Source organism: Catenulispora sp. GAS73 (assembly GCF_041262085.1).
Taxonomy (GTDB): Bacteria; Actinomycetota; Actinomycetes; order Streptomycetales; family Catenulisporaceae; genus Catenulispora.
On record NZ_JBGCCM010000011.1, the window covers coordinates 35,575 to 48,213 of the forward strand.

Sequence of the window (12,639 nt, forward strand, 5' to 3'; positions counted from 1 at the left end):
GCTAACACCGGCTCCCATAGTCGTTTCCCCATAACGGATCTGTCGGACTCGGCCCGCCGGCTGGGACATGCCGCGCCTGCTGCGGTGGGACGGGGCGCGCGGAGGTCGAAGCAGTCGCGCTGGCGCAGTACCACTACTGCGTGGACATCGTCGACCAGGGCGTCGAGACCCTGGCCGCACTGGCCCAGGAGCAAGTTCACACCCACCACTGGTACTTCTGGTGGGACTGAGGCTTTAGGGTGCCCATCATGGACCTGATGGGCACGTCGGTGGTGAAGGGCACGCTCGCGGACGGCACCGAGGTTCGGGCCGTGACCGTGGCGGCGGGGACGGCGCTGGAGACGTGGCGCGTCCTGCGCGACGCGCACGCCACAACCGGGCTGTGGCCGTTCTTGGTGGATCCGGAGGAACCGACGGTCCTGGACAAGCTGCCGCTGTCCTCGGAGAAGCGGGAGCGTCATCGCGGCGCCGCCGAGATCTTCGCAAGTGGGGATGTCCCCACTTTCCACGGCGAGCCCCGGGCCGACCAGGTGTCGGCCGCGGCGCTGACGACGACCATCGGCCTGCTCCCGGCCGAGTACGGCGGGGTGGAGGTGCCCGGCCTGCTCGACTGGGACGGAGCGCCGGGAACGTCAGGGGTCGAACACACCGCGGTGCTGGCCGACTGGCGCCGCCGCTTCGGCGCCGAGCTGCTGACGGTGACCCGGGACCGGATCGAGCTGCGCGTGCCGCGTCCGCCGACGGACCCTAAGCTGACCGCGACGGTGGCGCGGGAACAGGTCGGCTACTGCCCCGGCGTCGGGCTCCCAAGCACTGGAACCTTATGGGGTTTCCAGTGGGAGTGACGGGAGCAAATCAAATGGCCGGCGCCGGATTTCTCCGACCCCGGCCCCGGCCCTTCGGACCTTCGATGAACCTCAGGCGTTCAGCAGGCCTCAGGCGTTCACACCGGCCATAGCCTTCGGCTCCACACCGTCAGCCTCAGCGTCGATCGTGTCCGGCGTCGTCATCGCCGACATCCGAGGCGTCTTCACCAGGAACGGCACCACCGCGGCGACCAGCGCCAGCGCCGAGGCGATCAGGAACGCGTGGGTGTAGGCGTCGATGGTCGGCAGCTTCACGCCGGGGGCGACCTGCTTCATGTTGCCGGTCAGCACCGCGCCGATCACCGCCGTGCCGACCGCGCCGCCGACGGTGCGCAGCACCGCGTTCATGCCGTTGGCGATCCCGGACTGCTGCACCGGGACCGAGGCGTTGATATAGGCCGGCATGGCCGCGTACGCCATGCCCACGCCGACGCCCATCACGCCGGAGGCGACCACCACGTGCCAGCTGGAGCTGTGCACGAAGACCAGCAGGCCCAGGCCCGCCGCGGCGAACGCGCCGCCGAGCACCAGGGGCAGGCGCGGGCCGCTGCGCTTGATCAGCGCGGCGCCGACCGGGGCGGCGGCGAAGGAGCCGACCGCGGAGGGGAACAGCATCCAGCCGGAGGCCAGGACCGTGGCGCCGAAGCCGTAGCCGACGGCCTTCGGGGTCTGCGTGAAGTCGCTCATCAGCAGGAACGACCCGTACATCGCGAAGCCGACCAGGACGCCGGCGGTGTTGGTGACCGCGATCGCGGGCTTGGCCAGCATCGAGATGTCCACCAGCGGGGAGGCCACGCGGCGCTCGACCACGACCCAGACCACCAGCAGCACCGCGGCGGCCGCGAACAGGCCCATGGTCCGGGTGGAGCCCCAACCCCAGTCGTTGCCCTGGCTGACCGCGATCAGCAGCGCCGACAGCCAGCCGGCCAGCAGCAGCGCGCCCAGCGGGTCGGCCTTGCCCTCGGCCTTGATCGGGTCGTGCGGGACCTTGACCAGCACCAGCGCGAAGGCGACGGCGGCCAGGACGGCGCCCATCCAGAACACGGCCTGGTAGCTGAAGTGCTCCACGACCAGGCCGGTGGCGACCAGACCCAGGCCCGAGCCGACGCCGAGGGCCGCGGAGACCATCGCCACGCCGCCGGTGACCTTCTGGCGCGGCAGTTCGTCACGGACGACGGCCACCGCCAGCGGCAGGATCGCGCCACCGGTACCGGCGACGATGCGGGCTATCAGCAGCATCCCGAAGGAGCCGCCGATCCCGCCGAGGACACCGCCGACCAGCACACCGGCGATCGCCACCACCAGCATCGGCTTGCGGCCGCGCAGGTCGCCGACGCGCGCCAGCAGCGGCGTCAGGACGGCGGCCGAGAGCAGGTTCGCGGTCATCAGCCAGGTGATGCCGCTGCCCGCCACGTTCAGGTCCTTCTGCAGCGTCGGCAGGATCGGGACCACGGAGGTCTGGACGAGGGAGAAAGCCAGTACGGACAACACGAGCGCGGGCAGTACTCCCCGCGATCGCCGCGCCTGGTCGGTCATGATGCGCTCCACACTTTCACTGGTTTACAGTTAACGTCGTGAAGTATTTAACCACGACCGGCCCGGATGTTGAGCACGGGACGGCACCCGCATACCGTTGCTCCGTGAGCAGCACCGAACCCCACGCCGTCCTGGACAACCGCCGCGACCCCGTGACCGCGGAGGTGCTGGAGCTCTTGTGGGCCGCCTCGCAGGCCTTCTACGACAACTACGACGAGGCCGCCGCGCGCCAGGACCTGACCCGGATGCAGGCGTTCGTGCTGGCCAACCTGATGTCGGGGCCGAAGCCGATGCGGTTTCTGGCCGAGCACCTGAAGTGTGAGCCGTCGAACATCACCGGGCTGGTGGACCGGATGGAGGCGCGCGGGCTGGTGACGCGGGAGCCGGATCCGGAGGACCGCAGGGTGAAGAGAATCACAGCGACCGAACTCGGGCGCGCGTCGTTCGACGCGGTGTGGGGCGGGCTGACGTTCGCCGCGGAGCCGCTGGCCGGACTGAGCGGGAGCGAGCGGAAGACGCTGCGGGATCTGCTGCGCCGGGTGGTGCCGGCGGCGGAGTGAGATTCCGCCGCCTCAGTGGATCAGAGTTCAGACCTCAGCCCGGGTTGCCCGACGTGCTGGTGGTCGGGACGTCGGCGGAGGTCGGCTTGGGGTCGCCGGTCGCGGCCGAGGTGACGGCGGCGGCCAGGATCAGGGCCGTCACGACGGTCTGCACGACCGCCACGCGCAGGTGCCTGGCACGGAACAACAGGTACGTGACCACGCCGAACACGACCGACACCCCGAACAGCACGACCAGGTCCTCGCCCCAGGCCTCGCGGCGCAGGTGCAAGGTGGCGTCGCCGAAGCGCTGGACCTCGATCACGAACAGCACGAGCAGGGCCACGACCGCGACGGCCAGGTCGGCGAGCAGGACGCGCGCCAGGAGCGGCATGCGCTCGGGTTCGGCCTCGTAGGAGGCCTGCGTCGGAGCCGGGCGGCGGCGGGGTTCGGCGGATTGGCCGGCCTCACCGTCACCTAGAGCCCGCCCCTGACGCACCGTGGCTGCCCCGGAGGCCTCGACCGGCTGTGCGCCGTCCGCCGGCTGTGTGGCCTCGACCGCGCCGGCGGGACCTCCCTGGGCCGGAACCGCCGCAAGGCCCGGTTCCTGCGTGCTGGATATCTCAGGGTTCGCCATCATCCGCCGTTCTTCGTGTTCGGGCCGCGTACGACTGTGGCGCTTATGCTGGCCCAGCCGACCCCCGAGGCGCCAGTGCCGCTGCTAGTCGTCCTCCTGATCGGCTAGTAGCCCTCCTGATCGGCGTCCGGCGACAGCACCGACAGCACATTGATGAAGTGCGCCGCCGTCTCGGCCATGTCCTCACGCGCGGGAGCCAAGTACTTGCGCGGGTCGACGGCGTTGGCCGGGGCCTGCTCCAGCCACGCGCGCACGGCGCCGGTGAAGGCGATGTTCAGCGCGGTGCCGATGTTCACCTTGACCACTCCCCCGGCGACGGCGCGCGCCAGTTCCTCGTCCGGCACGCCGGAGGAGCCGTGCAGCACCAGCGGGACGCCGACCGCGGCGCGCAGCCGGGCTATGAGCTCGTGGTCGAGCACGGCGCTGCGGTCGGTCATGGCGTGCGAGCTGCCGACGGCCACGGCCAGGGCGTCCACGCCGGTCGCGGCGACGAACTCGCGCGCCTCGTCGGGGTCGGTGCGCGCGCCGGGGGCGTGCGCCGACAGCGGCGGCTCCCCGTCCTTGCCGCCGACCTTGCCGAGCTCGGCCTCCAGCCACAGTCCGCGGGAGTGGGCCCAGTCGGCGGCCTCGCGGGTGGCCTGCACGTTCTCGGCGTAGGGCAGGTGCGAGCCGTCGAACATGGCCGAGCCGAAGCCGTGGTCGGCGGCCTGGCGCAGCAGCGCGGGATCCTCGACGTGGTCCAGGTGCAGCGCGACCTCGATGCCCGCGGCCTCGGCGACGGCGGCGCAGGCGCGCGCGATCGGCGTGAGGCGGCCGTGGTGGAACTTCACGGCGTTCTCGGAGATCTGCAGGATCACCGGCGATTGTGCGGTCTCGGCGGCGGCGACGATGGCCTCGGCGTGTTCGAGGGTGATGACGTTGAACGCGGCCAGGGCGCGGCGCTCGGCACGGGCGGCGGTGATGAGGTCGCCGGTGGGCTTCAGAGGCATGGGGGTCCTTAGTTTCAGTCTTCAGGCTGAGCGCTGAGCGCTGATCTCGGAGCGGAATCGCCGATAGGCGTCGGCGTCGAACACCCCGGCGCGCGCGGTGAGCACTGTCGCCGCCGACAGCGCCGCCGCGTCGGCGAGCACCTCGGGCCACGCGTTGCCGTCACCCAGGCCCTCGGCCAAGCCGACGGCCAGCGCCGCGACCGAGGCGTCGCCGGCGCCGGTGGGGTTGCCGCCGTCGACGCGCGGCGGGCGGGCGGTCCAGGTGCCCTCGGCGGTCAGGGCGGTGAGGCCGTCGGGGCCGTGGGAGGAGACGACGGCGCGGGCGCCCCGCTTCAGCAGTTCCGCGGCGGCGGCGACCGGGTCGGTCAGGCCGGTGGCGTCGAGCAGTTCGTGCGCGTTCGGCTTCACGATCGCCGGCCCCGCCGACAACGCGGCCAGCAGCGGCGCGCCTTCGGTGTCCAGAATCGTCGGGACCCCGAACCCGTCGGCCAGTTCCACCAGCGAGGCGTAGGCGTCCTCGGCCAGCCCTTGCGGCAGCTTGCCCGACAACACCAGCACCGCGGCGTCGTCGAGCACCGCGGTCTCCAGCAGCGAGGCGACGGCCGCACATATCTCGGCCCACTCGTCGGCGCCGATCTCAGGCCCGGCCTCGTTGAACCCGGTCGCTAGCCCGGATTCCTCGACGACCGTCACTGTTCGCCGAGTCGCTCCGGCGATCGGTATGACATGGTGCGGGACCCCCGACGCTTCCAGCTCCGCGCGTATCGCTTCGCCGTCGAAGCCGCCGAGCGGCAGGACCGCGACCGTCTCGCGGCCCAGCGCGTGCAGGGTCCGGGCGACGTTCACACCCTTGCCGCCGGCCTGGGCATGCACGTGCGGCCGGTGCGTGGTCCCCGGTAGCAAAGCAGGGACCGTATATGTGATGTCCAGAGCCGGGTTGAGCGTGAGCGTGACTATCACGGCGCCAGGTCCTGAGGAACCAGGTCCCACGCCAGCAGCCCCGCGCCCAGGCAGCCGGCCAGGTCGCCGAGCTCGGCGGTGACCAGCTCCGGCAGCACGTGGTACGTCGCCTTGCCCGCCAGCGCCTCGGCCAGCGGCACCATCAGCGCCTCGCCGGCCTCGGCCAGGCCGCCGCCGACGACCACGCGGTCCGGGTCGAGCAGCGCGGCGGTGGTCAGGAGCGCGTCGGCCAGGGCATCGACCGCCTCGTCCCAGATGCGGCGGGCGATCGGGTCGCCGGTGGCCAGGCGCGCGGCGACGTCCAGGGCGCCGGCGTTCGGCGTGCCGGCGGCCTGTGCGTAGCGCGCCGCGACCGCGCCGGCCGAGGAGTACTGCGCCAGGCACCCGTGCAGGCCGCAGCCGCAGGGCAGGCCGCCGGGGCGGACCACGATGTGCCCGAACTCGCCGCCCATGCCGTGCGGGCCGAGGTTCGGCACGCCGTCGATCATGATCGCGCCGCCGATGCTGGTGCCCAGCGGCAGGAAGATGGAGCGCGCGGAGCCGCGGCCGGCGCCGATGCGGGCCTCGGCCACTCCCCCGGCGCGCACGTCGTGGCCGATCGCGACCGGCACGGCCAGGCGCTTGCCGAGCAGCTCGCCGAACGGCACGTCGCGCCAGCCGACGGTGGCGGAGAACACCCCGACACCGGTCTGCTCATTGATGATCCCGGGCAGCGCGAAGCCGGCCGCGACGACTGGCGTGCCGTCAGCGGCGGCTTCCTCGACCAGCTCGGCGGCGAAGTCCGCGATCGTGTCGATGACGGCCTGCGGGCCGCGCTCGATGCGGGTGGCGCGCCGCCAGGTGCGCCTCAGCGTGCCGTCGGCGGCGACCAGGCCGGCCTTGATGCCGGTACCGCCGACGTCGAGGGCCAGCGCGTACCGCTGCTCAGGATCGGACATCTCAAACCTCGGACAGGACGACGGAGCGGGTCAGGTTGCGCGGGTTGTCGACCTCCAGGCCCTTGCGCGCGCCGAGCGCCACGGCCAGCCGCTGGATCCGGATCAGCTCGGCCAGCGGGTCGCGGCCGCCGGCGGTGCCGTCCGCGGTGCCGTCCAGCCACTGCCCGCCGGTGGCCTCCACCTGCTCGGCCAACCCGCGCGGGGCCTCGCCGAGCATCCAGGTCACCGTACCCGGGGAGGCGATGCTGATCGGCCCGTGCCGGTACTCCATCGCCGGGTAGGACTGGGTCCAGGTGAGCGAGGCCTCGGTCATCTTCAGCCCGGCCTCGTTCGCCAGCCCGACGGTCCAGCCCCGGCCGAGGAAGGCGAACTGGGTCTTGTCCAGGATCCCGTCCGGCAGCGGCTCGCTGACGCAGCGCCGGGCGTCGGCGACGATCTTCTCCAGGTCGAAGGCGGTGCCGGACTGCGCGGCGACGTGCGCGCGGAACAGGGTCAGCGCGGTGGTCGCGAAGCGGGTCTGCACGACCGACTTCTCGTCGGCGAAGTCCAGCACGATGGTCCGGTCGGCCAGCGCCGGGGCCGGGGTGTCGGGGTCGGCGATCACAGCGACGGTCGGAATGACGCCCTTGAGGCGCTGGAGCAGTTCCAGCACCTCGGTCGTGGTGCCGGAGCGGCTGAGCGCGACCACGCGGTCGTAGGCGCGGCCGAAGGGGAACTCCGAGGCGGCGAAGGCGTCGGTGTCGCCGAGGCCGGCCTGCTCGCGCAGCACGGCGTAGGCCTGCGCCATGTAGAGCGAGGTGCCGCAGCCGACGACCGCGACGCGCTCGCCCTTCTGCGGCAGCGCCTCGGCGGTCGGGCCGACGGCGAGGGCGGCGGCCCGGCGCCAGGTGTCCGGCTGGCTCGCTATCTCGGCGTCGACGTGTTCGGATCCGGACATGGCTTCTCTCCCCAGGCTGCGAGCTTCTCCCGTGCTTATATCTGAACGATAGCCAGACAAGTCGAGCAGAATCAAGCAGGAAGAAATACCCGGTGGTCAGCCGCCGCGCGGCGCGACCTGGCGGATGATTCGGCGCAGGGGTGAGTGCGCTCGGGGGTCAGCCCGCGCGGGTGCCGGCCCGACCTGGCAGGCCCGCTCAGTCTGATCAGTCCGGCTCAGCCCGGCTCAGTCCGCGAGATGGATCCGGACCCCGAGCTCCCGCAGCGCGTCCAGCTCCGCGGGGTCGGCGCTGGGATCGGTGACCAGATCCGAGACGAGCGCGGCCTCGGCGATGCGCGCGAAGGCCCGGCGCCCGACCTTGGTGCCGTCGGCGACCACGATCACGCGCGCCGACTGCAGGATCATGGCGCGGTTGGTCTGCGCCTCGACCTCGTGGTGCGTGGTGACGCCGGCCGCCGCGCTGACCCCGCCGACGCCCAGGAACGAGGCGTCCAGGTTGAAGCCCTCCAGCGCCCGCTCGGCGACGGGGCCGATCAGCTCGTAGGACTCGGTGCGCACGGTGCCGCCGGTGACCACCAGGTCTATGGCCGGACGCAGCGCCAGCTCGGCGGCGATGTTCAGAGCGTTGGTGACGATCTTCAGACCGCCGCGCATGCCCAGGAACCGCGCCACCTCGCTGGTGGTCGTGCCCCCGCACAGGCCCACGGTCGCCGCGCTCTCGTCGATCAGACCGGCCGCGAGCTCGGCGATCCGGCTCTTCTCCTCCTGCTGGCGCGCACCGCGGTAGCGCATGGGCAGCTCATACAGCACGCCGGCCGGGACGGCGCCGCCGTGCGTGCGCTTGACCAGACCCTGTTCCTCCAGGGCCTGCAGGTCGCGGCGGATCGTGGCCTGGGAAGTGCCCAGGCGCTCGGCGGTTTCCACCACACCGACCGAACCGTGGTCGGCCAGCAGGGCGAGGATGGCTCCGAGGCGGTCTTCTTGGCGCATGGGGACACAGTAGCGCGCGATCCGCTCACCGCGATGCTCGTTCGCGCAGATTCCGAGCATGAATGATCATCGTCTTTATCGGGCGCCCTAAGAGTCCCATTCTTCTGTATTCGATGACAGTTTCGTAACTTCACGGTGACTCGCCCTGATCATGCTCGTTGACCGGACATGGCGTGGATTTCTCGACGGTCCTCGGATCGGGCCCTGGTCGCAGCCCTCACAGCGCTGGCCGCGGTGATGTTCGGGTGGGGCTTCCAGCACGGACGGACGCACCCCTACTACACGGCGGCCGTCCGCTCGATGGGCGCGAACTGGCACGACTTCGTCTACGGGGCCTTCGACCCGGCGGGCTTCATCACCACCGACAAGCTGCCCGGCGCGTTCTGGGTGCAGGCGCTGTCGGTGCGGATGTTCGGGTTCCACCCCTGGGCGGTGCTGCTGCCGCAGGTGTTGGCGGCCACGGCGTGCGTGCCGCTGCTGTTCGTCACGGTGCGGCGCTGGGCCGGCCGAGGCGCCGGGTACGCCGCGGCCGTCGGCTACACGCTGACCCCGGTGACCGTGGCGCTGTCGCGCACGAACATCCCCGACGCGCTGATGGTGTTCTTCATGGTCGTCGCGGCGCACGCGCTGTGGCGCTGGGCCGACGGCGGACGGCGCGCCGCCTGGTGGCTGGCGGCCTCGGCGGTGTGGCTGGGCGTGGCGTTCAACGTGAAGATGGGGCAGGCGCTGCTAGTCGTGCCGGTCTTCGCCGGGACGTGCTTCCTGCTCGGCGCCGGCACGCGCTGGTGGCGCCTGGGCCGGGCGGCGGCGTACGGGGCTCTGGTGGCGGCGGTGTCGCTGGCGTGGATGGTGTTCGTGACGCTGACCCCGGCCTCGCAGCGCCCCTACATCGACGGGTCGGTGCACAACTCGGTGTGGGAGATGGTGTTCCAGTACAACGGCTTCGGCCGCATCGGCGGCCAGGGCGCCGGGACCGACCCGCTGGCTGGCGGCGCGGTGCTGTCGGGGGCCGGTGGCCCGGCGGGGCTCGGGCGGATCTTCGGGGCGGCTTCGGCGGGGCAGATCAGCTGGCTGGTGCCGGCGGCGGTGGCGGGGTTGGGTGCGGGGTTGTGGGTGGCTTGGCGGGGGCGGCGGGCTGGGCTCACCGTACGGGCTGGGCTCGCTGCGCGGGCTGCGCTTGGCGCGCTCGCCGAAGCAGACTCAGCGCACCAGCCGGCCACTCCGGCGGCTACGACGACTTCGGCGCAGGATCCGACCACCGCCGCCCCGACGGCCGTCGCGATCCCGCAGCAGGAGCCCGGTGATGCGGCCCCGGCGAGCCTTCAGCCGACCGCCGCAGACCGCGCGCGCCAGAAGGCACTCGCCGGCTACCTGCTCTGGGGCGGCTGGCTAGGCATCTACGGACTGGCCTTCTGCGCAGCCACCGGCATCCACTCCTACTACACCTCCACCCTCGCCCCGCCGGTCGCCGCCCTCGCCGGCGCCGCCTTCATCGCCGCCGCCCGCGGCCGGGCCTGGCAGCTTCCGGCGCTCGTCGCCGTGACCGGTGGCTGGGCGTTCTTCGCAAGCCGCGAGACTCCCCACTACCAGCCCTGGCTCCGCTGGTTCGTCCTCGCCGCCGCCGTCCTGGCGATCGCCCTGACCCCTTGGGCCCGCATCTCCCGCAACCGCGCCGTCGGCGCACTGTCAGCCCTGGCCGTCGCGACCGCCGCACTAGCCGCACCAGCCGTGTGGGCGTCCTCAGTACTCACTCGCCGGGGCGACATGATGGGCAGCGTCGCTGCCTCCGCCGGACCGCCGCAGTCGATGTTCGGGGGCCGGAAGACCAGCGCGGCCGTCAACGACGAGATCGAGCGCGGCCTGCGCGACTTCGGTCAGGGCCCCGACCCGCAGGTGCTCCGCTTCCTGGAGCACAACCGCGGCGGACGCCCCTATGCCGCCGCTGTCGACGGCTCGATGGCCGCGGCTACTTACCTGGCGCACAACGTCCCGGTCCTCCCCATGGGCGGCTTCACAAGCGACGCCCCGGCGCCGACCGCGCAGGGGCTGGCGGCGCTCGTGCGCACCGGGCAGGTGCGCTACGTCGTGGTGACCGGGATGCGCATGGGCGGCCGTAGCACTGCGGCGAAGGACCGTGACTCGTGGGTCACTGGGCACTGTCATGGCGTGCCGGGCCTGGTTTCCGTCTCTGTTCCCCGCTCTACCTCTACCTCCGCGTCTACCTCTACTACGTCTACTACGTCTACCGCTCACGCCGCCAAGGCCGCCGCGCCGAGCGGGGTATTCGATTGTTCGTGACTTTCGCGGGAGCTAAGATCGCTCCAACACGTTGAAGGAGACGAGTAGCCTCGGATCCGCGCGGGTCCAGAGAGCCGTCGGCAGCTGGGAAGACGGCCCCGCGTCCCGAGGCGAAGACCCTCCCGAGTGCGGGGAGGCAATGCCCCGCCGGATGGCCACCGTCACCGGGCCGCCACGAGGTCGCGGCCGCAAGCCGCGGCGAAGGTGCGGTGGTACCGCGATTCCCTTATCGCCCGCACCCCCAAGGGATCACTTCGAGGCCCTTGGGAGGGCTCCAAATGATCCACCGCGTACTCGCGTCCGAGATGTCGGCGCACGTAGGTGAAACCGTCCAGGTGTCCGGCTGGCTGCACCGCCGCCGTGAGCTGAAGAACGTCACGTTCCTGATCCTGCGCGACCGCAGCGGCCTGACCCAGGCCGTCCTGCCGGGTACCGTCGCCGAGCAACTACGCGACATCCCCGAGGAGACCGTGCTGTCCTTCGTCGGGATCGTGACGGCCAACGAACAGGCGCCCGGCGGTGTGGAGGTCGTCGCACCGGCTTCGGGCCCCCAAGTCGAGCTGCTGTCCAGCCCGGCCGAGACGCCGCCGCTGGAGATCTACCGGCCGACCGTGACCGCCTCACTGCCGACCATCCTGGACGGCGCCCCGGTGACCCTGCGCCACCCGCTCCTGAACGCCCCGTTCCAGATCGCGGCCGCCTCCGTCGCGGGCTTCCGCACCGCCCTGGAAGCCGAGGGCTTCACCGAGATCCACACCCCGAAGATCGTCGGCTCGGCCACCGAATCCGGCGCCAACGTCTTCGCCCTGGACTGGTTCGGCCGCAAGGCGTACCTGGCGCAGTCGCCGCAGTTCTTCAAGCAGGCGATGGTCGGCGTCTTCGAGCGCGTCTACGAGACCGGCCCGGTCTTCCGCGCCGAGCCCTCCGACACCGCCCGCCACCTGGCGCAGTACACGAGCCTGGACGCCGAACTCGGCTTCATCACCGACCACCGCGACGTGATGACGGTGGTCCGGCAGGCACTGGCCGGCATGGCCGCCGCCGTCACCGAACGCGCGCAGGCCGCGGTGGACCTGCTCGGCGTGAAGGTGCCGGTGGTACCGGAGCAGATCCCCGAGATCCACTTCGCGGACGCGATGGAGATGCTCGGCGAGGACGAGCCCGACCTGTCCCCCGCCAACGAGCGCGAGCTGAGCGAGTGGGCACTGCGCGAGTTCGGCAGCGAGTTCCTGTTCGTCACCGGATACCCGATGGTCAAGCGGCCGTTCTACACGCACCCGCAACCGGACCGGCCACGGTACTCGAACACCTTCGACCTGCTCTTCCGCGGCCTGGAGCTGATCACCGGCGGACAGCGACTGCACCGCTACGAGGACTACGTGGCGGCGCTCACTGCGCGCGGGGAGACGACCGAGGCATACGAGGGCTACCTGGCGAACTTCAAGCACGGGATGCCGCCGCACGGCGGCTTCGCCCTGGGCCTGGAGCGCTGGACGATGCGGCTGACGGAGGCGGACAACCTGCGCCGGACCGCGCTGTTCCCTCGGGACCTGCACCGGCTCACGCCGTGAGCACTCTCTAAGCGCTCTGCACCCTTACACGCTCTGCACGCTTTACGCACCACGCACGTTTACGCGCGGGCCCTCGTCGTCGCATGGCGGCGAGGGCCCGCGTGCCTGATTCCCCGGCCCGATCCGCCTCCGTCTTCCGACCACGAGACCTCCGTCCACGAGACCTGGCTCGACTTCCCACAGCCGACTCCGCCCCACCCCAGCCATCGCGATCTGCACCCGCGCACCACCAAGCCTCCACCCACAGGTAGCGTTCGCCCCACCCCCGCGGGGGTTACCGCACCGCGCCGTGGAATGTAACATTGCACACTGCGGAACCCGCAGCCGCGCCGTCCCGCACCGCGCGTCCCGGCCATCCCGCACCGTCCCGACCCTTCG

11 protein-coding genes and 1 pseudogene are annotated in these 12,639 nt (G+C 71.8%); 5 read left to right on the forward strand and 7 right to left on the reverse strand.

The genetic code is table 11. From position 1 onward, the window contains the following. Window positions 1-107 precede the first annotated feature (107 nt). Both ABH935_RS18010 and ABH935_RS18015 read left to right on the forward strand, forming a co-directional pair. Window positions 108-230, forward strand: a pseudogene (locus ABH935_RS18010) (DUF4253 domain-containing protein); the annotation flags it as partial. An 18-nt stretch (window positions 231-248) separates the two neighbouring features. Continuing rightward, entirely contained in the window at window positions 249-845 is a 597-nt protein-coding gene (locus ABH935_RS18015) for a DUF4253 domain-containing protein (protein WP_370379050.1), read from the forward strand. A 90-nt stretch (window positions 846-935) separates the two neighbouring features. On the opposite strand, the gene ABH935_RS18020 is transcribed toward ABH935_RS18015, so the two are convergent. After that, window positions 936-2,402 (reverse strand): MFS transporter, encoded by a 1,467-nt coding sequence (locus tag ABH935_RS18020; RefSeq protein ID WP_370379051.1) that lies wholly within the window; start codon window positions 2,400-2,402, stop codon window positions 936-938. A gap of 104 nt (window positions 2,403-2,506) precedes the next feature. Between ABH935_RS18020 and ABH935_RS18025 the strand changes: the two genes are divergently transcribed. Then, entirely contained in the window at window positions 2,507-2,962 is a 456-nt protein-coding gene (locus tag ABH935_RS18025; RefSeq protein ID WP_370379052.1) for a MarR family winged helix-turn-helix transcriptional regulator, read from the forward strand. A gap of 34 nt (window positions 2,963-2,996) precedes the next feature. On the opposite strand, the gene ABH935_RS18030 is transcribed toward ABH935_RS18025, so the two are convergent. The 6 genes from ABH935_RS18030 to ABH935_RS18055 form a co-directional block, all read right to left on the reverse strand. Continuing rightward, complete coding sequence (locus ABH935_RS18030) at window positions 2,997-3,581, reverse strand: hypothetical protein (RefSeq protein ID WP_370379053.1); 585 nt, start codon at window positions 3,579-3,581, stop codon at window positions 2,997-2,999. 101 nt (window positions 3,582-3,682) lie between these two features. Beyond that, window positions 3,683-4,567, reverse strand: a complete 885-nt coding sequence (locus tag ABH935_RS18035; protein ID WP_370379054.1) for a ketose-bisphosphate aldolase — start codon at window positions 4,565-4,567, stop codon at window positions 3,683-3,685. A 21-nt stretch (window positions 4,568-4,588) separates the two neighbouring features. Continuing rightward, window positions 4,589-5,527: a 1-phosphofructokinase family hexose kinase gene (locus ABH935_RS18040; protein WP_370379055.1), complete on the reverse strand. Its 939-nt coding sequence runs from the start codon at window positions 5,525-5,527 to the stop codon at window positions 4,589-4,591. Beyond that, window positions 5,524-6,465: an ROK family protein gene (locus ABH935_RS18045; RefSeq protein WP_370379056.1), complete on the reverse strand. Its 942-nt coding sequence runs from the start codon at window positions 6,463-6,465 to the stop codon at window positions 5,524-5,526. The genes ABH935_RS18040 and ABH935_RS18045 overlap by 4 nt, the downstream gene beginning before the upstream one ends. A gap of 1 nt (window position 6,466) precedes the next feature. Then, window positions 6,467-7,402, reverse strand: coding sequence for an SIS domain-containing protein (locus tag ABH935_RS18050; protein WP_370379057.1), 936 nt, complete (start codon window positions 7,400-7,402; stop codon window positions 6,467-6,469). 225 nt (window positions 7,403-7,627) lie between these two features. Continuing rightward, complete coding sequence (locus tag ABH935_RS18055; RefSeq protein WP_194920091.1) at window positions 7,628-8,392, reverse strand: DeoR/GlpR family DNA-binding transcription regulator; 765 nt, start codon at window positions 8,390-8,392, stop codon at window positions 7,628-7,630. Window positions 8,393-8,560: 168 nt separating this feature from the next. On the opposite strand from ABH935_RS18055, the gene ABH935_RS18060 reads away from it, so the two are divergent. Next, the gene (locus ABH935_RS18060) at window positions 8,561-10,690 is read left to right on the forward strand and encodes an ArnT family glycosyltransferase (RefSeq protein WP_370379058.1); all 2,130 of its coding nucleotides are present in this window, start codon (window positions 8,561-8,563) and stop codon (window positions 10,688-10,690) included. 278 nt (window positions 10,691-10,968) lie between these two features. Then, complete coding sequence (gene aspS, locus ABH935_RS18065; RefSeq protein WP_370379059.1) at window positions 10,969-12,261, forward strand: aspartate--tRNA(Asn) ligase; 1,293 nt, start codon at window positions 10,969-10,971, stop codon at window positions 12,259-12,261. Window positions 12,262-12,639 lie beyond the last annotated feature (378 nt).